Origin of the sequence: Citricoccus parietis, assembly GCF_042433045.1 — a bacterium.
GTDB lineage: Bacteria > Actinomycetota > Actinomycetes > Actinomycetales > Micrococcaceae > Citricoccus > Citricoccus parietis.
Genome location: NZ_JBHLWH010000021.1, coordinates 114,941 through 136,177, shown reverse-complemented (window position 1 = coordinate 136,177; position 21,237 = coordinate 114,941). Strand labels below are relative to the sequence as shown.

Here is a 21,237-nt window from a genome sequence, read left to right as displayed (position 1 = left end):
GGGGCCGAACGGTCGACCGCCGAGGCGCGGGGCCCTCCCCCGCCGTCCTGACCGACGGCCGCTCATGCCGTCTGGGACAGGGCGATCCCGTCCAGGATGTCGTGCTCGGACGTGATGGCCGTGGTGACCGATCCATGGCCGGCGTGCGCCACCCGGCGCAGGATCATCGACCAGATGAGGGCGCCTGCCCCGATCACGTCCACGCGGCCCGGGTGCATGTAGGGCAGGGCGGCCCGCTCGTCCCGGGTCGCGGCGAGCAGTCGCCCGGCGGTGTCACCGATGACGTCCACGTCCAGCTCCGTGGCGTGGATGACCCCGGGATCGTAGGCGGTCAGGCCCAGCGCGGCGGCGGTCACGGTGGTCACGGTCCCGGCCACACCGACGACGGCGGCCACCTCCCCCAGCGGGACGCTCGCCTCGACCTCGTCCAGGACGGCCTCGATATCCTGCACCGCCGTCTGGATCTCGGCATCGCTCGGCGGATCGGTCCGCAGATGGCGTTCGGTGAACCGGACGCAGCCCATCCTGACGCTGAGGGCGTGGGTGACCTGCGGCCCTGTAGGGCCGGCCAGTGTTCCGAGGACGAACTCGGTGGATCCGCCGCCCAGGTCCACCACCAGCACCGGCCCGGAGGCCGCATGGCTGGCTCGACTGGCAGGGGAGGTCTGGCTGGTATGGCTAGCCTGAGGGCGCTCGGCGGTGTCGAGGGGGCGCGGGGCCAGGACGGAGGCCGCGCCGGCGAAGGACAGGGCCGCCTCCTCGTCCCCCGTGATGATCTCGGGTTCCACGCCCAGGCGTTCGCGGATCCCAGCGGTGAAGTCGGCGGCGTTGGCGGCGTCACGGCTGGCGGAGGTGGCGACGAACCGGACGGAGGTGGCTCCGAGGTCGCGGATGATCGCGGCGTAGTCCTCCGTGGCGGCGAAGGTGCGCTGCATGGCAGCCTCGGACAGCCGGCCCGTGGCGTCCACTCCCTCACCCAGCCGGACCACGCGCATCTCGCGGTGGAGATCCACGAGCCGGGGAACAGCCGCGCCGCCGCCGGTGCCGGGCTGATCCGTCGGCTGATCCGTCGACTGATCCTTCGGTGATTCGAAGCGTGCCACGAGCAGGCGGATGGAGTTGGTTCCGCAGTCGATCGCCGCGACGGTCCTGCCCGGCCGGCGTGACGCCGCGCCCTGCACGGGGTTCTGCTCCCCGGCGAGCCGCTTCACGTGGCGGCTGAGGTCCTTGCTCGGCACGGGTGCCCCGGGGTCCCAGGCGCCGGCACACCAGCAGGTCTCCGCGGTCCAGTCATCCCGCATGCGTCCGAGCGCCTCGTCCCCGAGGGGGTTCACGCCGGGTCCGGCGGCCAGCGAGTGGCCCACCAGGACGTGCAGGCATTTGACCCGTTCGGGCATGCCGCCGGCGGAGATGCCGGAGATCTCCGGGACCTCGTCCGTGCCGGCTACCCGGCCCACCCGGTCACGCTCGGCCAGGTAAGCCTCGTGCGCGCTCCGGTAGCGGGCGGACAGCTCGTCATCCTGCTGCAGCCGTTCGGACATCTCGGCCATCACACCGGACGCCTCCAGCCGGGAGACGGCGGCCGTCAACACGGGGTGGGTCAGGTAGAACGTGGTGGGAAAGGGGATGCCGTTGGACAGTCGTGGAGCGGTGGTGGCCACCAGCGGATTGCCGCACACGCACCGGGCCCCGATCTCGACCACATCACGGGCAGGGCGGTTCAGTTGCAGGCTGATGGTGTCCAGGTCCTGCTGCGTGGGGGTGCGGTCCAGGTTCTGCGTCATGGTGATGATCTTGCCTCAGTCGGTGCGTCGATGCCGGTGACAAGTGCTCCAGCCTAGTCGGTCCCGGCACGCACCACGGAGTCCAGCAGGGCATCCGCCCACGGCATGTCCTGGTTGACCTCGCTCGGACTGGCCGGCGGTGGCACCGGGTCCTCCACGGCCTCATCGCCGCCGATGACCATGTAGGTCTGCTCACCGGGCATGACGAGGTTGAAGCGTTCGCGCGCCTGCTGCTGGATGTAGGCCGGGTCCTCCCAGCGGGCGATTTCGCTCGTGAGATCCTGCTGCAGCTGCTGCTCGGCGGCGATCTCCTCCTGGACGGCGCGGAGCTCGGCCTGCTGGTCCAGGAACACCCGCAGGGTCGGGGCCAAGAGCACCGCGGCCACGAAGAGCACCACCAGGAAGGCCACGGAGCGGCCGGTGAGGTTGCGGGCCGGAACGGGTTCGACCGGGACCAGGGCCGGGCCCGACGTCGACGTTGCCGCCGAAGGAGTTCTGGCGGAGCTCCGCGCGCGGGCACGGGGCACGGACCGGCGCAACAGGTTGCGGCGTTCGTCGGCACGGCGCTGCCCGGGAGTCGGTTCCGATGACGGACCGGCCGAGGTGTCGTCCGGATCTGTCGCGTCGTCCGGTGCTGTCGCGTCGTCCAGGACGGCTCCGGGTCCGTCCGGGGCCTCCGCGTCGGCAGATGCCGGAGAGCCGCCCGGCGCCCGGTCAGCGGACCGCCAGTCGGTGGACCGTCCGTCGGCGGACGCCCGGTCCACTGACTCAGGGGATGCGGGAGATTCGATGGATTCGGCGGACTGGCGCGACGGGGCCGCGTCGAGGGGGATGACCTTGGCGGAGTGGCCTCCCACCAGGTGCGGCGTCGAGCCGGGCCCGGCGGTGCCCGTGCGCCGGGCGGCGCCGGCCCCCACCTCGGCCAGCTGACGCTGGGAGGTTTTGGGGACGCGCGGACGACGAGTTGCCACCAGTACCTCCGTGCCCATCCTGAACAAGACGTGTGAGACCGGGCCATCTCCCCGGTCCCTCTGACGATAACGGCTGAGCCGCCCGGCGTCGGGACAGCGCGCCGAGCGGTTTCCCGGGCGTTTGCCGGGATTTCGCCGTTAACCACCGCGACCCCGCCCCCGGTGACCCGGGAACGGGATTGCGGGAACGGGGTTGCGGGCCAGCCGGTCAGGCGCGGGCGGTGAACCGCGGGAAGGCCGAGACACCCGCGTAGATCGCGGAGTCGCCCAGCTCCTCCTCGATGCGCAGCAGCTGGTTGTACTTGGCCACCCGGTCCGAACGGGCCGGGGCGCCGGTCTTGATCTGGCCGGCGTTGGTGGCCACGGACAGGTCGGCGATGAAGGTGTCCTCGGTCTCGCCGGAGCGGTGGGAGATCATGCAGTGGAACTGGTGGCGCTGGGCCAGGGAGATCGCGTCGAAGGTCTCGGTCAGGGAGCCGATCTGGTTGACCTTGACCAGCAGGGCGTTGCCCGACTGCTCGTCGATGCCCCGCTGCAGGCGCTCCGGGTTGGTGACGAACAGGTCGTCGCCCACGAGCTGGACCGTGGCCCCCAGGGACGTGGTGAGCTGCTGCCAGCCCTCCCAGTCGTTCTCGTCCAGCGGGTCCTCGATGGAGATCAGCGGGTAGTTCGCGGCCAGCTCCTCGTAGTACGCGATCATGTCCGCGGCACTCTTCTGCTCGCCCTCGAAGGTGTAGGTGGCGTTCGAGCAGAACTCGGAGGAGGCCACGTCCAGGGCCAGGGCGATGTCCTTGCCCGGGGTGTAGCCGGCCTGCGTGATGGCCTCGGTGATCAGGTCCAGGGCGGCGCGGTTGGACGGCAGGGACGGGGCGAAGCCGCCCTCGTCTCCCAGGCCGGTGCCGAGTCCGCGCTCCTGCAGGACCTTCTTGAGCGTGTGGTAGACCTCGGCGCCCCAGCGCAGGGCCTCGGAGAAGCTCGGAGCACCGATCGGGGCGATCATGAACTCCTGGATGTCCACGTTCGAGTCGGCGTGGGCGCCGCCGTTGAGGATGTTCATCATCGGCACGGGAAGCACGTGGGCGTTCGGGCCGCCCAGGTACTTGAACAGGGAGAGGTCCGAGGAGGCGGCGGCCGCGTTGGCCACGGCCAGCGAGACGCCGAGGATGGCGTTGGCGCCCAGGGTGCCCTTGTTCTCGGTGCCGTCCAGGTCGATCATCAGGGTGTCGATGAGACGCTGATCAGTGGCGTCCTCGCCCTCCAGCTCGTCCGCGATGTTCTCGATGACGGCGTTGACGGCACCCAGCACGCCCTTGCCGAGATAGCGGCCCTGGTCACCATCGCGGCGCTCGACGGCTTCGAACTCTCCCGTGGAGGCACCGGAGGGCACGGCGGCGCGACCGAGGGAGCCATCGGTCAGCAGCACCTCCACCTCAACGGTGGGGTTACCGCGAGAATCGAGGATTTCACGGGCATGGATGGCGTCGATCAGGGCCATGTGCGGTCTCCTTTGAAGACTGTCGGTGGGTAGAGCGTCAGGTCCGGTGTGGCTTGACGGTCCGGGTGGGCGCCGTGGCGCAGGTTGCGGTACCGCGGGGGCGATGCGGGTTCAGCCTAGCCCGTCGGGTCGGTTCCCGAGAGGTCGTGACGGAGCGCGGCCAGGTGCTGGCGCAGCGCACGCTCCGGGTCGAGCCCCGCGGCGCGGGAGCGCTGGACCAGCCGGAACAGCTCGGCGCCTAGCTCCCGCTCGTCCTGCAGCACCATCGGATCCAGGCCCGAGGGCGGCGGGCCGGGTTCCGGCAGCGGGTCCACCGGCTGCCGGGCGGCCCGGTCCACGACCTTCGCGGCGGCCGCCAGGGCGGGCAGGTGGGCGGGGACCTCGGTGAAGGCGGCATCCGCCTCAGCGGCCCCGACTGCGCGCTCCACCGTCTTGATGCGTTCCCAGTTCTTCTCGATGTCCTCCAGTCTCGCGACCGCCAGGTCCTGCGGCTCGCGCAGGGACCCGTCGGCATGGAAGACGTGGGGGTTCCGGCGGATCATCTTGTCCGTGATGGCCTGGGCCGTGCCGTCGAAGGTGAAGCCACCGGCCCCCTGGGCGATCGCCGCGTGCAGGACGACCTGGAAGAGCACGTCCCCCATCTCGAGCCGCAGCTTCTCGTACGTGCCGTCGGTCAGCGCCACCTCGGGCCAGCTGGCCGGCGGCGCGGACTCGATCACCTCGACGGCCTCGTACGCCTCCTCGATCAGGTACTCGGTCAGCACGGCATGGGTGAGCCGCCGCGTCCACGGGCAGTGCTCCCGCAACTGGGCGACCACCCAGACGAGCCGGTCGACGGCGTCGCTCACGCGTCCTCGTCGTCGAGGGCCTCCAGGCGCACGGGGCCGTCTGCCGTCCCACCGCTGGAGATGACCTCGCCCCATGCCTCCACGAGCAGCTCGGCCAGGGCCTCGCGGTCCTCGAGGGGCAGGAAGGCGGCCTCGGCGGCGTTGAGCTGGAAGTCCAGCAGCTCCTCCAGCGAGTAGCTGAAGACCTCCGCGATCAGGTACAGCTCGTCGGTGAGGGAGACCCCGCTCATCAGGCGGTTGTCCGGATTGATGGTCACGCGGAAGCCCAGCTGGGCCAGCATGTCGATCGGGTGGGTGGAGACCGTGCCGCCGTAGGCCGCCACGGCGCCGGTCTGCAGGTTCGAGGACGGGCAGATCTCCAGGGCGATGCCGCGGTCACGGACCCAGGCGGCAGTGGCACCGAGGTCCACGAGGGCGTTGTCCTCGCCGACCTGCTCACCGTTCTCGTCCACGGCGTTGAACTCCACCGTGATGTCGTCGGCGATCCGCACGCCGTGGCCGAGGCGCAGGGCGCGGCCGTTGACGAGGGCGTCGTTGATGGACTCGAGGCCGTCCGACTCACCGGCGTGGACGGTGGCCGGGAAATGCTGGCCGGCCAGCCAGGTGAAGGCCTCGGTGAAGCGCGAGGGCGGGAATCCGGTCTCCGGTCCGGCGATGTCGAAGCCCACTGCAACGGAGCCACCGGAGCCACCGGAGCCACCGGAGCCACCGGCACCACGGTGGCGCACGGCCAGCTCGGCGATCTCCTGCGAGCGGTCGTTCTGGCGCATGGCCGTGATGAGCTGGCCGACGCGGATCGGGGCTCCCCCGGTCTCGGCGTTCTCCACGCCCTCGTCGAGTCCGGCCTGGACCGCCTCGACGGCCTGGTCCAGGCTCAGCCCGCCGGCGGTGTGCTGTTCGGGGGCCCAGCGGACCTCGGCATAGACGATGCCGTCCTCCACGAGGTCCTCCACGAACTCGCGGGCCACCCGCTGCAGCCCCTCGGTCGTCTGCATGACAGCGATCGTGTGGTCGAAGGTCTCGAGGTAGCGCTCGAGGGTGCCGGAGTTCGCGGACTCGGCGAACCACTCCGCCAGCGCATCGGCGGTGTCGGCAGGCAGCTCGTGGCCGATCTGTCCGGCCAGGTCGAGGATGGTGGCCGGTCGCAGGCCCCCATCGAGGTGGTCGTGGAGGCTGATCTTGGGCAACGCTGCCAGATCGACGTCGAGGGGCGAGGGGGCGGAGAATTCGATCGCGTCAGTCACGTGGCGAGTCTACGGTAGCGGCCTCGGCGCGCAGTCCCCCGCCGGCCGCCTGCTTCCGTTCCGCCAGCCGGAGCAGGATCCTCTTCAGGATGAGGTCCACCACCCAGCCGATAGCGGCCGCGGCGACCAGCGCCACGATGATCTGCAGCAGCGTGTTGTCCAGCCAGCCGGCGGTCGCCCGGGCGATCCCGATCGAGTACGCCGACCAGAGGAACGCGGCGAAGACGTCCAGCAGGGTGAACCTCAGCCGCGGGTACCCGGTGGCCCCGGCGGTGTAGTTCACCGCCACCCGCCCGCCCGGGATGTACCGGGCCGTGCAGATCACCAGAGCGCCGTGTCCGTCCAGTGCGGTGCGGGCGGTGGCGACGGCCCGGACCACGCTGCGGCTGCGCATCCAGCGGAACCGGGTGATGCCGATCCCCCGTCCGAGGGCAAAGGCGATCTGGTCCCCGGTGATCGCCCCGAGGGCACCGATCAGCCAGACCCACCACAGGGAGACGGTGTCCTGGGTGCCGGAGATGGAGGCCAGTGCCACCAGCACGGACTCTGAGGGCACCACGGGGAAGAACCCGTCGATCGTGCAGAGCAGGTAGACCGCGAGCAGGATCCACCACTGCCCGGCGGCATGGAGGACCACGTCTTCGATCATCTGGAGCACCCGTTCAGCCTAGGCGACTTCGAGGCCCGGGACCGCACTCTTCCCGGCGGTTCCGGGCCTTCTCAGGGTCTGCTCAGGGTGTTCCGGGGCCAGCTTCAGGGTGGTCCCGGACCGGCTTCAGGCTGGGCCGGGGTTGCCACGGGGATGACGTCAGTCGATCCGGTCGATGATGAGCGGGCGCGGCACGAATGATGCAGCCTCCGCCGATCCCGCCGGGGCGATGGAGTGGCTGCCCTCCAGCGCGGACAGGGCACGGTCGAATTGCTCCGGGGTGTCCGTCAGCAGGGTGAGCAGGGGCTGTCCGGCCTGCACGGAGTCCCCCGGCTTGGCGTGCAGGCGTACCCCGGCCGCGTCCTGGACCGGGTCCTCCTTGCGGGCCCGGCCGGCGCCGAGACGCCAGGCGGCCAGACCCACAGCCATGGCGTCCAGGCGGGTCAGCACGCCGGACTCGCCGGCGGTGACCACGTGGGACTCCCGTGCCGTCGCCATCGGGGCGTCGGCGTCCCCGCCCTGGGCGGTGATCATCCGGCGCCACACGTCCATGGCGCGGCCGTCGGCCAGGGCCTCGGCCGGGTCCACCCCGGTGATCCCGGCACCGGCCAGCATGCGGCGGGCCAGCTCCACGGTCAGTTCCACGACGTCGGCCGGCCCCCCGCCGGCGAGGACCTCCACCGATTCGGCGACCTCGATGGCGTTGCCGGCAGTCAGGCCGAGCGGGGTGTCCATGTCCGTCAGCAGGGCGGAGGTGTTCACGCCGGCGTCCCGGCCCAGGTCCACCATGGTCCGGGCGAGTTCGAGGGCGTCGGACTCGGTCTTCATGAAGGCGCCGGAGCCACACTTGACGTCGAGCACGAGGGTGCCCGTGCCCTCGGCGATCTTCTTGGACATGATCGAGGAGGCGATCAGCGGGATCGCCTCCACGGTGCCGGTGACGTCCCGCAGCGCGTAGAGCTTCTTGTCCGCCGGGGCCAGTCCAGAACCGGCGGCACAGATGACGGCACCCAGGGAGGAGAGCTGGTCCATCATGGCCTCGTTGGACAGGTTGGCCTGCCACCCGGGGATGGCCTCCAGCTTGTCCAGGGTGCCGCCGGTGTGGCCGAGGCCGCGGCCGGACAACTGGGGTACGGCCACGCCGTACACCGCGACGAGCGGTGCCAGCGGAAGGGTGATCTTGTCCCCCACGCCACCGGTGCTGTGCTTGTCCGCGGTCGGCTTGACGCCGCCGTCGGGCCCGCGCAGCTGTGAGAAGTCCATCCGCTCGCCCGAGGCGATCATCGCGTTCGTCCAGCGGGCGATCTCCGGCCGGTCCATGCCGTTGAGCAGGATGGCCATGGCCAGGGCGGACATCTGCTCGTCCGCCACGACACCGCGGGTGTAGGCATCCACGACCCAGTCGATCTGCCCGTCGGAGAGCCGCTGGCGATCCCGCTTGGCCCGGATCACCTCGATCGCGTCGAACGGCTCGGCGCGGTGTCCGGCTGGGATTGTGGTGACGGTGGGCTGCGGGGTCATCGGTTCCCTCCCGGGTTGTCGGTCGTGGCCGTACCGCCACTGAGGTGCGTCATGTCGGCCGGACCGAAGGCGTGGGGCAGGACCTCGTCCATGGTCAGTTCTCCGTCCGGGCCCATGAGGCGCATGCCGGGGGCGTGGAATTCGTAGAGCAGCTGGCGGCAGCGGCCACACGGCATGAGGACCTCACCGTTGCCGTCGACGCAGTAGAACGCCACGATCCTGCCGCCCCCGCTCATCTGCAGGTTGGACACCAGGGAGCACTCGGCGCAGAGCGTGAGGCCCAGGGAGGCATTCTCGATGTTGCAGCCGGCCACCACGCGGCCGTCCTCCACCAGGGCGGCGGCGCCCACGGGGAATCGGGAGTACGGCACGTAGGCGCGGGTCATCGCAGCGCGGGCGGTGGATTCCAGACGCTGCCAGTCGATGCCCGATCCGGTGCCGGTGATGCGCGGCAGGGATGCCGTCAGCGGGATGTCGTCCTCGAACGGGTCGCTGAACGCATTGCCGGACCCGTGGTCGTGGTGTTCCACGCTCACTCCTTCATTCTTCCTTGGCTGTTCCAGGCTGTTCCTGGCTAGGCCGGGCAGTTCCTGGCTGTTTCCGGCTGTTCCCGGCTATTCCCTCACTCCTTCACATAGGGGGACCCGGCGGCGGCCGGGCCCCGGGACCTGCCGACCAGGCCCGCCACCACCAGGACGGTGACGAGGTAGGGCAGCATCGCCATGAACTGGCTGGGGACCGGTGTGCCCAGGATGGCCAGAACGTACTGCATGTTGGTGGTGAACCCGAACAGGAGCGCCGCGAAGAAGGCCCCGATCGGGTTCCAGCGGCCGAAGATCACGGCGGCGAGGGCGATGAACCCCTGGCCGGCGGTCATCTCCTTCGAGAAGGAGGAGGAGGACACGAGCGTGAAGAAGGCGCCGCCCATGCCGGCCACGGCACCGCCGAGCAGCACGTTGATGTACCGGGTGCGGATCACGTTGATGCCCACGGTGTCCGCGGCCTTGGGGTGCTCGCCGACGGCCCGCACGCGCAGGCCCCACTTGGTGTGGAACAGGCCGAGGTACAGGGCGATGACGATCAGGTACATGCCGTAGCCCAGGATGGTCTGGTCGAAGAGGATGGGGCCGATGATCGGGATGTCCGCCAGGAGTGGGATCCGGATGCTCGGGAAGTGCGGCGGGGAGTTCAACGCCGAGGAGTTCGAGGACAGCACGGTGCTGAACAGGAAGCTGGTCAGACCGGCCACCAGGACGTTGAGCACCACGCCGACGATGATCTGGTTGACCAGGTAGCGGATGGCGAACACCGCCAGCAGCACGGACACCAGCACTCCGGCCACGACGGCGGCCACGAGGCCCGCCCAGACCGAACCGGTCACCGATCCGGTGACGGCTGCCGTGAAGGCGCCCGCCAGCAGCTGGCCCTCGATGGCGATGTTCACGACGCCGGCCCGTTCGGAAAGCACACCGGCCATCGAACCGAAGATCAGGGGGATCGCCAGGGTCACGGAGCCGGCGATGAGGCCGGTGAGGAACACCGTGGTGGTGTTGGCCGCGCCGACCACCCACACCAGGAACCCCGCCACGAACAGGGCCGCGAAGACGGCGGAGACCCAGCCGCTGACCGTGCCGGAGCGGCGGACCTGCAGGAAGCCCCACACCGCCAGGGCGGCCAGCAGGAGGGTGATCGTCCAGCCCGCGGCAATGGTCGGGACCACGATGTCCGGGATGTGGATGGCGTCGGCATCGGTGGAGATGCGGAACGTGGCCGACTTGCCCGAGGCGGTCAGGGCGAAGACGGCCAGGGAGACCGCCGCCAGCACCGCGAGCGCGATCGGCGTGGTCCAGTGCCGGACGATGTCCGTGGCGGGCCTCTGCGTCGTCGGAGCGGCTGGCGCGGAGCCGGCAGGGCCGCCGGGAACGGTCGCGGTGGTGCTCATCGCCGGTCGCCTTCCGCCGGGGTGGTGGTACTGGGGTCTGCATCAGCCGGGTCCGTGGATCCTGAGTCTCCGGCCGCCACCCCCACGGCATCGCCGATGGTGGCGGAGTCGGCCGGGGCGGCGTGGCCGTCGGCGGACGCGGTGGTCGCCGCGACGGCGCCGGCGAGGGCCGGCTGGGTGACCGGATCCGCCGTGGTGCGGGCCTGCAGGGCACCGGGCGCCGGCAGGCGGAAGATCATCCGCACCAGGGGCGGGGCGGCGATGAACAGCACAATCAGCGACTGGATGATGAGCACGATGTCGATCGGCACGCCGGTCTCGGTCTGCATCGTCACGCCACCGGCGCGCAGCGCGCCGAACAGCAGCCCGGCCGCGAACACGCCCCACGGGCTGGAGCGGCCGAGCAGGGCCACGGTGATGGCGTCGAAGCCGAAGGACCCGGCGACGTCCGTGTTGAGCATCTTCTCAGTGCCGGACACCTGGCTCATGCCGGCCAGGCCGGCCAGGCCGCCGGAGATCGCCATGGCGACCACGTACATGCGCTTCACGGACACACCCGCGGTCCGGGCGGCGTCGGGATTGGCACCCACGGCACGCAGCTGGAAGCCGACGGACGAGCGCTTCATGAGCCACCAGGCGAACACGGTGGCCACGAGGGCCACGACGAAGCCCCAGTTCAGGCGGAAGCTGTCACCGAACAGCAGGGGGAAGACCGCCGTCGACGGCAGGAAGTCGGAGACCGGGTTGGTGGAGCCCTCCCGCTGGAGGACGGGGGTGTACAGGAAATACGTGACGAGATGGATGGCCACGTAGTTGAGCATGATGGTCAGGATGACCTCGTGAGCACCGGTGAGCGCCTTCAGGAAGCCGACCACGGCGCCCCACAGGGCACCGCCGAGGATACCCATGATCAGGACCAGCACCAGGTGCAGGCCCGCGGGCAGCTGCAGGTGGACGCCGAACCAGGTGGCGAACATGGCCCCGAAGATCATCTGGCCCTGGCCACCGATGTTGAACAGCCCGGAGCGGAACGAGATGGCGATGCCGAGCGAGATGATGATCAGCGGCGTGGCCACGGTCAGCGATTCCATCAGCGGGTAGATGCCCTCGCTGAAGGTGTCCCCGCGGTAGTTGAAGATCGCGCCGCGGAACAGGGCGGCGTAGGCGGAGGCCACGGCCGACCAGGCGGCGGCCAGGGTGTCCACGGGGCGGCTGAAGAAGTATCCGGCCGCCTCGAGGACGTCCTCGTCCGTCAGGATGATCAGCAGGGCGCTGATGACCAGGGACAGGATGATCGCCAGGACGGTGACGGTGCCGTTGCCGGACAGGACGTCCCGGAACGAGAATCCGTTCGGGGCACCACCCTTCCGGCCCGATGCTCCGGCTCCTCCGGACTGGGGGCCGGGCGTGGACGCCGGCGTGCTCTCGCTGGTCACGGCGCTCATGCCGTTGCTCCCTTCGGGGTGGTGTCCGGGGTGGTGTCCGGTTCGGTACCCGGGGTGATGCCGGCCATCATGAGGCCCAGGTCGTCACGCGAGGTGTCCCCCGGCACGATCCCGATGATGCGGCCGTGGTACATCACGGCGATGCGATCGGCCAGGTCGAGGACCTCATCGAGCTCGGTGGAGACGATCATCACCGGGGTGCCCGAGTCCCGTTCGCGGATGATGCGGTCGTGCAGGAACTCGATGGAGCCGACGTCGACCCCGCGGGTGGGCTGGGAGGCGATGAAGAGCTTGAGGTCGTCCACCAGTTCCCGGGCCATGACGACCTTCTGCTGGTTGCCGCCGGACAGGGTGCCGACGGGCAGGTCCACGCCCTGGGTGCGGACATCGAATTCGGTGACGCGCTGCTCCGCCAGGGACCGGATGGCCGCCGGGCTCAGCTGGAAGCGGTTGCCGACGGGGGCCCGGTCGAAGCGGTTCAGGACGAGGTTCTCGGCCACGGAGAAGGACCCCACCAGACCGTCGGTGGAGCGGTCCTCCGGCACATACCCGACGCCGGCCCGGATGACCTGCTTGGTGGTGCGGCCGAGGATCTCCTCGCCGTCCAGTCGGATGGACCCCTGGGCCTTCTGCAGGCCCATGATGGCCTCGGTGAGCTCGGTCTGCCCGTTGCCCTGCACACCGGCCACGGCCAGGATCTCGCCCTGGCGGATACCGAAGGAGACACGGTCCACCAGCCGGACGCCCTCCGGGCTCAGCACGGTCAGGTCGGACACCGTGAAGGTCTCCTCGCCCAGCTGCGGGGCGGACTTCGTGGTGCTCAGCCCCACGGCGCGGCCGACCATGAGGGCGGCCAGTTCGGACTGGTCCGCGTCCGGATCCGCGGTGCCGACCATCCTGCCGCGGCGCAGCACGCTGATCACGGTGGAGATCGCCTTGACCTCGCGCAGCTTGTGGGAGATGAACACCACGGCGGTGCCGTTGTCCCGCAGCCGGCGGATGATGTCCAGCAGCTCGTCGGTCTCCTGGGGGGTGAGGACGGCGGTGGGCTCGTCCAGGATCAGCACGCGGGCCTCGCGCACGAGCGCCTTGATGATCTCCACGCGCTGCTGGACGCCCACGGGGAGGTCCTCGACCAAGGCGTCCGGGTCCACGTGGAAGCCGTACTCATCCGAGATCTCGCGGATCTTCCGGCGGGTGGACTCGAGGTCCAGGATGCCCGCGGCACGCGTGTGCTCATCGCCCAGCGCCACGTTCTCCGCCACCGTGAACACGGGGATCAGCATGAAGTGCTGGTGCACCATGCCGATGCCGGCCCTCATGGCCTCACCGGGGCCGCTGATCCGCACGGGCGTGCCGTCCACCAGGATCTCGCCGGAGGTCGGCTCGTAGAGGCCGAACAGGACGTTCATCAGGGTGGACTTGCCCGCGCCGTTCTCCCCCAGCAGGGAGTGGACCTGGCCGGACTCCACCGTCAGGTCGATCGAGTCATTGGCCGTGAAGGCCCCGAATTTCTTGGTGATGCCGCGTAATTCGAGTTTCACCGTGCTCCAGCCATTCTGGCCCGGGACAGGCCATTGCTTCGGGTCGTTGTCGTTCCATCCATGATGCTCGGTCCCAACGGGATCTGAAGAGGACATCATCTCAGGGTCTTCATCTCAGGGTATTCCCGGCGGACATGACGGTGGGGCGGCCCGCAGGCCGCCCCACCGCATGGGCCACCGTGGTGATCAGACCTCGGGCGAGTAGTCCGAGTTGACCTCGATGGAGCCGTCGATGATGCCGGCCTTGATCTCCTCGAGCTCGGCCTTCATCTCATCGGAGACCTCGGCGTCGAAGTCATGGAACGGAGCCAGGGCCACGCCGCCGTTCTCCAGCGTGCCCACGTAGGGCTCACCGTCGAACTCGTCCGCCAGGTCGGCCTCGATGACGTCCTGAACGGCCTGGCCCATCAGCTTCACCACGGAGGTGAGGATGACCTCGCCCTGATCAGTGGTCTCGTAGCCGTCGGAGTCGACCCAGATGACCTTGGCCTCCTTGCCGCCGGCGTTCGCCTCGGTCACGGCGTCGAGGGTGCCCAGGCCCACCGGCCCGGCCACGGGCATGATGATGTCCGCGCCCTCGTTGATGAAGTTGGTGGTGTTGGTCTTGCCGGCGGCCTGGTTCTCGAAGTCGCCGGTGAAGGAGCCGGTCTTGGCCTCGCGGTTCCAGCCCAGCACCTCGACCTCGGCGTCCTTCTGCTCGTTGTAGTACTCGACGCCGGCGGCGAAGCCGTCCATGAAGATGGTCACGGTCGGGATCTCCGCGCCGCCGTAGGTGGCGACCTTGCCGGTCTCGGATGTGCCGGCGGCGAGGTAGCCGGCCAGGAAGGAGCCCTGCGCCGTGTCGTAGATCAGGCGCTTGACGTTGTCCGGGAACTCGGGATCGGTGACGTCCACGCCCATGAAGTGGGTCTCGGGGTTGTCGTTGGCGATCGGCTTCATCGTGTCGCCGAGCAGGAACCCGACGCCGATGATCATGTCGCAGTCGGCCTGCAGCATCGACGTGATGTTCGGGGTGAAGTCGGACGGGGAGGTGGACTCCGCCTCGTTGGTGGAGATGCCGAACTCCTCCTCGGCGGCCATCAGGCCGTCGTGGGAGGACTGGTTGAAGGAGCGGTCATCGAAGCCGCCCTGGTCGGAGACGATGCAACCGGTGTAGTCGGAGTTGTCAGTGTCCACGGCCGGGGCGTCGGACGCTGAGCCTGCGGTGGCGCCGTCCTCTTCCGGAGCGGCGCCGCAGCCGGCCAGCAGAAGGCCGGACATGCCGAGCACGGCGACCGGCAGGAGAGCCTTACGAGACAGGGGGGAGGCAATGCCCATGGTGATCCTTAGGTGCGAGGGTGGGGGCTGGAACGTGGGGATCCGGCCGCGAGCCGGTGATCTCGGCCCAGGTCCGGACGGGTCGAGATCGATCCGTTCCACGGATGTCCGCGCCCTTCAGACGGACAGTTACCCGGGAGTTTACCCAAAGTTGGCAAGAACCGCTTCAGAAGTGCGCTACGTTTCTGCAACGTCTGCACCACTTGCGCCGTTCAGCCCTACTGAACTCCGGACAGAGCCCGCAGCGCCGCCGCCGTGAAGATGCGCATGCCGACGCCGATGGCGCGCTCGTCCGGTGCGAAGTCGCCCATGTGCAGGTCATAGACCGGACCGCCCGGGGTCCGCGTCCCCAAGCGCAGCATGGCCCCGGGGACCAGCTGGGTCATCCAGGCGAAGTCCTCCCCGCCCATGGACTGCGGGGTCAGCTGGATGGCCCGGGACCCGAGCTCATAGCGGGCCGCATCCTCGATGAGGTCGGTCTCGGCCTCCGTGTTGACCACCGGCGGCACCCCCCGGATGTGTTCGAGATGGACCTTCACCCCGAAGGGCTGGGCGATCTGCTGGACCACGTCGTCCAGCAGGTCCCCGGCCGATTCCCACACCTCGGCATCCAGGCAGCGCATGGTGCCGGCGAGGTACCCGGACCCGGGGATGGCGTTGGGCGCCGCGCCCGCATTGATCTGGCCCCACACCACGGAGACGGCCGAGCGGACGTCGATCCGCCGGTTCAGCACCGCCGGGACCTGGACGGCGATCGTGGACAACGCGTAGACGAGGTCCTCCGTCAGGTGCGGCCGGGAGGTGTGTCCGCCGCGGCCGGACAGGCTGATCTTGATGGTGTCGGCCGCCGAGGTGATGGCGCCGATCCGCGTGCCGATCGTGCCGACGTCGAACCGGGGCTCGCAGTGTGCCGCCAGGATCCGCGGGATCCCCTCCAGGGTGCCCTGCCGGATCACGGACAGGGAGCCACCGGGCAACCGCTCCTCGGCGGGCTGGAAGATGATGCGGATGCGGCCGGTCAGGCCCTCGGGTCCCCCGAGGGCGTCGAGCTCCGGCTGGCCGAGTTCCCCGGCCGTGCGCGTGACCACCCGATGCAGGGCGAGCGCGGTACCGACCATGACGGACGTGTGGACGTCATGTCCGCACGCGTGTGCGACGCCCGGGTGCCGGGAGGCGTAGTCCAGCCCGGTCAGCTCCGAGAGGGGAAGGGCGTCGATGTCCGCACGCAGCCCCAGCACGATCGGCCCCTCGCCGATGTCCACGTAGGCGCCGGTGTCCTCGAGCTTGACCGGCGAGAGCCCGGCCTCGGTCAGGGTCTGCAGGATCCGTTCCGTGGTCCGGTGCTCGTCATAGGACAGTTCCGGATGCGCGTGGATGTCCCGGCGGAATTCCACGACCGAGGGCTCGAGCCGCTGGACCAGGGGGGTCACCCACGGCAGTCCGGGATCGTCGAGGACGGGACGGGCGCCGGTGGAACGCTGGCTGTCGTTCATCCGAATGATGCTACCGGGGCTCTGATGGGCTCAGAGGACGTCGTCGTCGCCGTGTGCCTTGAGGGACTCGACGGCCTGCTTGACGGACTGGGCGTGCTCCGTGGTCGTGACCAGCAGGGCATCCGGGGTGTCCACGACCACGATGTCCTCGACACCGATCAACGCGATCACCCGCGCGGTATCGGTCACCACCACACCGGAGGCCTTGGACGAGTACACCCGCGGCGTCTCACCGATCACGGTGATGCCGGAGGCCCGCTTGGCCGGGTTCAGGCGGGCGATCGCGGCGAAATCGCCCACATCATCCCAGGTGAACCCACCCGGGATCACGGCCACGTCCCCCGCCGCAGCAGCGGGCTCAGCCACCGCATAATCCACCGCGGTCTTCTTCAGTCCGGGCCAGACCCGGGCCATCGTCTCCGCCTGGGCGTCCGTGCCCCAGGCCTTCGCGATCTCCACGACGCCGGCATGCAGCTCCGGCTCATTGACCGCCAGGTGATGCAGCATCAAGGACACCGGGGCCACGAACATGCCCGCGTTCCACAGGTACTCCCCCGAGGCGACATACTCCTGGGCCACGGCCTCAGCCGGCTTCTCCACGAACGCGGCCACGCCCTTGGCGTGAGGTGCGCCCTTCACGGCCAGGGCCTCGCCCTGCCGGATGTAGCCGAACCCGGTGGCCGGATGCGTCGGCTTGATGCCGATGGTCACGATCTTGCCGGTGGCCGCGGTCGCGACCGCCTCCGCCACAGCCTCCTGGAACTCCTCGACCGGGCCGATCACCTGGTCCGCGGCGAAGGAACCCATGATGGTCTCCGGGTCCCGCTCGAACAGGATGGCCGCGGCCAGCCCGATGGCCGCCGCCGAGTCCTTCGGCTCCGGCTCGAGCACGGTGTCCTCGGAGGCCAGATCCGGCAACTGTTCCCGCACGGCGCCCTCGTGAGCCTGACCGGTGACCACCATGACCCGATCCCCGGCCAGCGCGGCCAGACGATCGTAGGTGGCCCGGATCAGGGTCTGTCCCGAGCCGGTCAGATCATGCAGGAACTTCGGCGCGGCGGCCCGCGAGAGCGGCCACAGCCGCGTCCCCACGCCCCCGGCAGGAATCACTCCGTAGAAGCGGTCGAGTCCCGGGGTGTCAGAGAGGTCCACGGCGGCGAGGCCATCCAGTTCAGGGTCAGTCGTCACACCGGACAGCATAGGTGACCGCCGTGCCGCGGCCCGGCTCCGCCCCGCCTCCGTGACCCGTGCCACACCGGGAACCATGCGGGTCAACAATAGGGAACATAACGTCAAGAAGGACTAGTCTGTCGTGGAGGAATGCACTCGCACCGGCGTTCCCTTTGTGCCCATCGGACGTGGCACAGGCGCCCTTGCAATCCCTGGGAGGTAAAACAGTGTCTACTGCGACATCAGCGCAGGCCCCGGCGAAGTCCGGCCGTGGGACCCTCTATCGCGGCAACGAAGGTCAGTGGTCGTGGGTCATCCACCGGATCACCGGCGTCGCCATCTTCTTCTTCCTGCTGGTCCACGTGCTGGACACCTCGCTGGTGAGGGTCTCGCCGGAGGCGTACAACGCGGTGCTCGGCACCTACAAGAACCCGCTGATGGCCGTCGGAGAGGTCGGCCTCGTGGCCGCCATCGTCTACCACGCCTTCAACGGCCTGCGGATCATCCTGGTCGACTTCTGGAAGGGCGGGACCAAGCACCACAAGAAGATGCTGTGGGCCGTGGTGGTCCTTTCCGTCATCACCGTTGGCGCCTTCGCCATCCGCCACCTGATGCTTGCCCTCGGAGGTCACTGAGCCATGAGCGCCACCGTCGAATCAACGATCGCAGCCCCCCGCACGGGGCGTATCGACCCGAAGTACACCCGGGACAAGGCCAAGAGCGGCAACTTCGAGATGCTCGCCTGGCTGTTCATGCGCCTGTCCGGCGTGGTCCTGGTCGTGCTGATCTTCGTCCACCTCTTCTCCAACCTCATGGTCGGGGACGGCATCAACGGCCTGGACTTCGGCTTCGTCGCCGGCAAGTGGGCCGATCCGTTCTGGCAGTTCTGGGACCTGGCCCTGCTGTGGCTGGCCATGCTGCACGGCACCAACGGCGTCCGCACCATCATCAACGACTACGCCGAGCGTGACGGCGTGAGGTTCTGGCTGAAGATGGTCCTCTACGCGGCGACCACGGTCATCATCGTGCTCGGCACCCTGGTGATCTTCACCTTCGAACCGTGCCTCGTCGGCGCCGACGGAATGCTGCTGGAGTCCACTCCCGCGTTCTGCGAGACCCTCTGACGCCCTGACGCACCCCCCACTGAACCACTGAATTTTCTCGAGTACTCGAGCAGAAGGAACTCAACGAATGCAGGTACACAAGTACGACGTCGTGATTGTCGGTGCCGGCGGCGCCGGCATGCGCGCGGCGATCGAATCCGGTCAGCGCGCCCGCACAGCGGTGCTGACCAAGCTCTACCCCACCCGTTCGCACACGGGTGCGGCCCAGGGCGGCATGTGTGCCGCCCTGGCCAATGTCGAAGAGGACAACTGGGAGTGGCACACCTTTGACACCGTCAAGGGCGGCGACTACCTGGTGGACCAGGACGCCGCCGAGGTCATGGCCAAGGAGGCCATCGACGCGGTGCTCGACCTGGAGAAGATGGGCCTGCCCTTCAACCGCACCCCGGAGGGCCGCATCGACCAGCGTCGCTTCGGCGGCCACACCCGCGACCACGGCAAGGCCCCGGTCCGCCGCGCCTGCTATGCGGCCGACCGCACCGGCCACATGATCCTCCAGACGCTCTACCAGAACTGCGTCAAGCACGACGTCGAGTTCTACAACGAGTTCTACGTCCTGGACGTGCTGATGGTGGACGAGCCGGGTACCCGCCCGGACGGGACGCCCTTCACGCAGAAGCGCGTGGCCGGCGTCGTGTCCTACGAACTGGCCACCGGCGAGCTGCACGTCTTCCAGGCCAAGTCCGTGGTCTTCGCCACCGGCGGCGCCGGCAAGGTCTTCAAGACCACCTCCAATGCCCACACCCTGACCGGTGACGGCATGGCCATCGCCTACCGCAACGGCCTGCCACTGGAGGACATGGAGTTCATCCAGTTCCACCCGACCGGCCTGGCTGGCCTGGGCATCCTGCTTTCCGAGGCGGCGCGTGGCGAGGGCGGCATCCTCCGCAACTCGGACGGTGAGCGATTCATGGAGCGCTACGCGCCGACCATCAAGGACCTCGCGCCGCGAGACATCGTCGCCCGGTCCATGGCCGAGGAGGTCCGCCAGGGCCGCGGCTGCGGTCCGAACAAGGACTACGTCCTGCTCGACCTGACGCACCTGGAGCCGGCTCACATCGACGCCAAACTCCCGGACATCACCGAGTTCGCGCGCACCTACCTCGGTGTGGAGCCCTACACCGAGCCGGTCCCGGTCTTCCCGACCTGCCACTACGTGATGGGTGGCATCCCGACCAACATCAAGGCCGAGGTCCTCCAGGACAACGACACCGTGGTTCCCGGCCTGTACGCCGCCGGCGAGGTCGCTTGTGTCTCTGTGCACGGCTCCAACCGCCTCGGCACCAACTCGCTGCTGGACATCAACGTCTTCGGGCGCCGTGCCGGCATCTACGCCGCCGAGTACGCCGCCACCGCCGATTTCGTGGAGCTGCCGGAGAACGGCGAGGCACCGACGGTCGAGCACATCGAGAACCTGCGCTCCGCCACCGGCACCGAGCGTGTGGCCGAGCTGCGAGCCCGTCTGCAGGATGTCATGGACGCGGACATGCAGGTCTTCCGCACGGACGAGTCGATCCGCCGGGCCCTGGCCGAGATCGAGTCCCTGCGCGAGCGCTACGAGAACGTCTCCGTGCAGGACAAGGGCAAGCGGTTCAACCTGGACCTCTTGGAGGGCCTGGAGCTGGGCTACCTGCTGGACATGGCCGAGGCCATGACCGTGGCCGCCCTGCACCGCAAGGAATCCCGCGGCGGACACTACCGCGAGGACTACCCCGATCGTGACGACGCGAACTGGATGGCGCATTCCATGCTCTACCGCGACCCCGACTCCGAGATGGAGGGCGTCAAGGGCATCCGTTCCGAGACCAAGCCGGTTGTTGTCACCCGTTACCAGCCGATGGAGCGTAAGTACTGATGAGCACCACGATCAACGAACCCGCAGAAGGACCCTCGAAGGTCGATCTCGGCGCCCAGGGCGGCGGAACCGGTGAGATCCCGAGCTTCGACGTCACCCTCAAGGTCCGCCGCTACCTGCCGGAGACGTCCGAGGACGCCTACTGGGACGAATGGACCGTCACCATGTACGGCACCGACCGCGTGCTGGACGCCCTGCACAAGGTCAAGTGGGACATCGACGGCACGCTGTCCTTCCGCCGTTCCTGCGCGCACGGCGTGTGCGGCTCCGATGCCATGCGCATCAACGGCCGCAACCGCCTGGCCTGCAAGACCCTGCTGAAGGACCTCGACCTGTCCAAGCCCATCCTGGTGGAGCCCATCAAGGGCCTGCCGGTGGAGAAGGACCTGATCGTGGACATGGATCCGTTCTTCCAGTCCTACCGCGAGATCATGCCGTTCCTGGTCAACAAGGGCCCGGAGCCCACCAAGGAGCGCCTGCAGTCCGCCGAGGAGCGCGAGCGGTTCGATGACACCACCAAGTGCATCCTCTGCGCCGCCTGCACCTCGTCCTGCCCGGTGTTCTGGACCGATGGCCAGTACTTCGGTCCGGCCGCGATCGTCAACGCCCACCGCTTCATCTTCGACTCGCGCGACGATGCCGGTGACATGCGTCTGGAGATCCTCAATGACAAGGAAGGCGTGTGGCGCTGCCGCACCACCTTCAACTGCACCGAGGCCTGCCCGCGCGGCATCCAGGTGACCAAGGCCATCGCCGAGGTCAAGCAGGCCGTGCTGGCCGGATCCTTCTGATCCAGCCCGCCGTGCCACACCGGGGGTAGCCACTCCCCCGCCCA

Annotated in this window: 18 protein-coding genes; 4 read left to right on the top strand and 14 right to left on the bottom strand. The window is 69.1% G+C overall.

Annotated elements, in window-relative coordinates; genetic code table 11:
* Window positions 1–62: 62 nt before the first annotated feature.
* The 14 genes from ACFFIO_RS07710 to ACFFIO_RS07645 all read right to left on the bottom strand — a co-directional run bounded on the left by ACFFIO_RS07710 (window position 63) and on the right by ACFFIO_RS07645 (window position 17,441).
* Entirely contained in the window at window positions 63–1,784 is a 1,722-nt protein-coding gene (locus ACFFIO_RS07710; protein WP_378041001.1) for a DUF501 domain-containing protein, read from the bottom strand.
* A gap of 53 nt (window positions 1,785–1,837) precedes the next feature.
* A complete protein-coding gene (locus tag ACFFIO_RS07705; protein WP_378041000.1) occupies window positions 1,838–2,755 on the bottom strand; it encodes a septum formation initiator family protein in 918 nt (305 codons plus the stop codon).
* 208 nt (window positions 2,756–2,963) lie between these two features.
* Window positions 2,964–4,250, bottom strand: a complete 1,287-nt coding sequence (gene eno / locus ACFFIO_RS07700) for a phosphopyruvate hydratase (protein ID WP_378040999.1) — start codon at window positions 4,248–4,250, stop codon at window positions 2,964–2,966.
* 116 nt (window positions 4,251–4,366) lie between these two features.
* Entirely contained in the window at window positions 4,367–5,098 is a 732-nt protein-coding gene (locus ACFFIO_RS07695; RefSeq protein WP_378040998.1) for a MazG nucleotide pyrophosphohydrolase domain-containing protein, read from the bottom strand.
* Window positions 5,095–6,342 carry an adenosine deaminase gene (locus ACFFIO_RS07690; RefSeq protein ID WP_378040997.1) on the bottom strand — a complete coding sequence of 416 codons (1,248 nt, stop codon included), beginning with the start codon at window positions 6,340–6,342 and terminating at the stop codon, window positions 5,095–5,097. The genes ACFFIO_RS07695 and ACFFIO_RS07690 overlap by 4 nt, the downstream gene beginning before the upstream one ends.
* Complete coding sequence (locus ACFFIO_RS07685) at window positions 6,335–6,991, bottom strand: DedA family protein (RefSeq protein WP_378041088.1); 657 nt, start codon at window positions 6,989–6,991, stop codon at window positions 6,335–6,337. Before ACFFIO_RS07685 ends, ACFFIO_RS07690 begins: the two co-directional genes overlap by 8 nt.
* 159 nt (window positions 6,992–7,150) lie before the next feature.
* The gene (locus ACFFIO_RS07680) at window positions 7,151–8,512 is read right to left on the bottom strand and encodes a thymidine phosphorylase (RefSeq protein WP_378040996.1); all 1,362 of its coding nucleotides are present in this window, start codon (window positions 8,510–8,512) and stop codon (window positions 7,151–7,153) included.
* Window positions 8,509–8,898, bottom strand: coding sequence for a cytidine deaminase (locus ACFFIO_RS07675; protein WP_378041087.1), 390 nt, complete (start codon window positions 8,896–8,898; stop codon window positions 8,509–8,511). The genes ACFFIO_RS07680 and ACFFIO_RS07675 overlap by 4 nt, the downstream gene beginning before the upstream one ends.
* A 236-nt stretch (window positions 8,899–9,134) precedes the next feature.
* Window positions 9,135–10,454, bottom strand: a complete 1,320-nt coding sequence (locus ACFFIO_RS07670; protein WP_378040995.1) for an ABC transporter permease — start codon at window positions 10,452–10,454, stop codon at window positions 9,135–9,137.
* Entirely contained in the window at window positions 10,451–11,899 is a 1,449-nt protein-coding gene (locus ACFFIO_RS07665) for an ABC transporter permease subunit (protein ID WP_378040994.1), read from the bottom strand. Before ACFFIO_RS07665 ends, ACFFIO_RS07670 begins: the two co-directional genes overlap by 4 nt.
* On the bottom strand, window positions 11,896–13,443 hold the full coding sequence (locus ACFFIO_RS07660) for an ABC transporter ATP-binding protein (RefSeq protein WP_378040993.1): 1,548 nt from the start codon (window positions 13,441–13,443) through the stop codon (window positions 11,896–11,898). The genes ACFFIO_RS07665 and ACFFIO_RS07660 overlap by 4 nt, the downstream gene beginning before the upstream one ends.
* A 186-nt stretch (window positions 13,444–13,629) precedes the next feature.
* Window positions 13,630–14,760 (bottom strand): BMP family lipoprotein, encoded by a 1,131-nt coding sequence (locus ACFFIO_RS07655; RefSeq protein WP_378040992.1) that lies wholly within the window; start codon window positions 14,758–14,760, stop codon window positions 13,630–13,632.
* Between the two features lie 218 nt (window positions 14,761–14,978).
* Window positions 14,979–16,253: an amidohydrolase gene (locus ACFFIO_RS07650; RefSeq protein ID WP_378040991.1), complete on the bottom strand. Its 1,275-nt coding sequence runs from the start codon at window positions 16,251–16,253 to the stop codon at window positions 14,979–14,981.
* 30 nt (window positions 16,254–16,283) lie between these two features.
* On the bottom strand, window positions 16,284–17,441 hold the full coding sequence (locus tag ACFFIO_RS07645) for a mannose-1-phosphate guanylyltransferase (protein WP_378040990.1): 1,158 nt from the start codon (window positions 17,439–17,441) through the stop codon (window positions 16,284–16,286).
* Between the two features lie 209 nt (window positions 17,442–17,650).
* Between ACFFIO_RS07645 and sdhC the strand changes: the two genes are divergently transcribed.
* The 4 genes from sdhC to ACFFIO_RS07625 all read left to right on the top strand — a co-directional run bounded on the left by sdhC (window position 17,651) and on the right by ACFFIO_RS07625 (window position 21,193).
* On the top strand, window positions 17,651–18,058 hold the full coding sequence (gene sdhC / locus ACFFIO_RS07640) for a succinate dehydrogenase, cytochrome b556 subunit (protein WP_313817660.1): 408 nt from the start codon (window positions 17,651–17,653) through the stop codon (window positions 18,056–18,058).
* A 3-nt stretch (window positions 18,059–18,061) separates the two neighbouring features.
* The gene (locus tag ACFFIO_RS07635) at window positions 18,062–18,547 is read left to right on the top strand and encodes a succinate dehydrogenase hydrophobic membrane anchor subunit (protein ID WP_313817659.1); all 486 of its coding nucleotides are present in this window, start codon (window positions 18,062–18,064) and stop codon (window positions 18,545–18,547) included.
* Window positions 18,548–18,614: 67 nt separating this feature from the next.
* Window positions 18,615–20,402, top strand: coding sequence for a succinate dehydrogenase flavoprotein subunit (gene sdhA, locus ACFFIO_RS07630; protein ID WP_159549254.1), 1,788 nt, complete (start codon window positions 18,615–18,617; stop codon window positions 20,400–20,402).
* Window positions 20,402–21,193, top strand: coding sequence for a succinate dehydrogenase iron-sulfur subunit (locus tag ACFFIO_RS07625; RefSeq protein WP_159549251.1), 792 nt, complete (start codon window positions 20,402–20,404; stop codon window positions 21,191–21,193). The genes sdhA and ACFFIO_RS07625 overlap by 1 nt, the downstream gene beginning before the upstream one ends.
* Window positions 21,194–21,237: the final 44 nt, after the last annotated feature.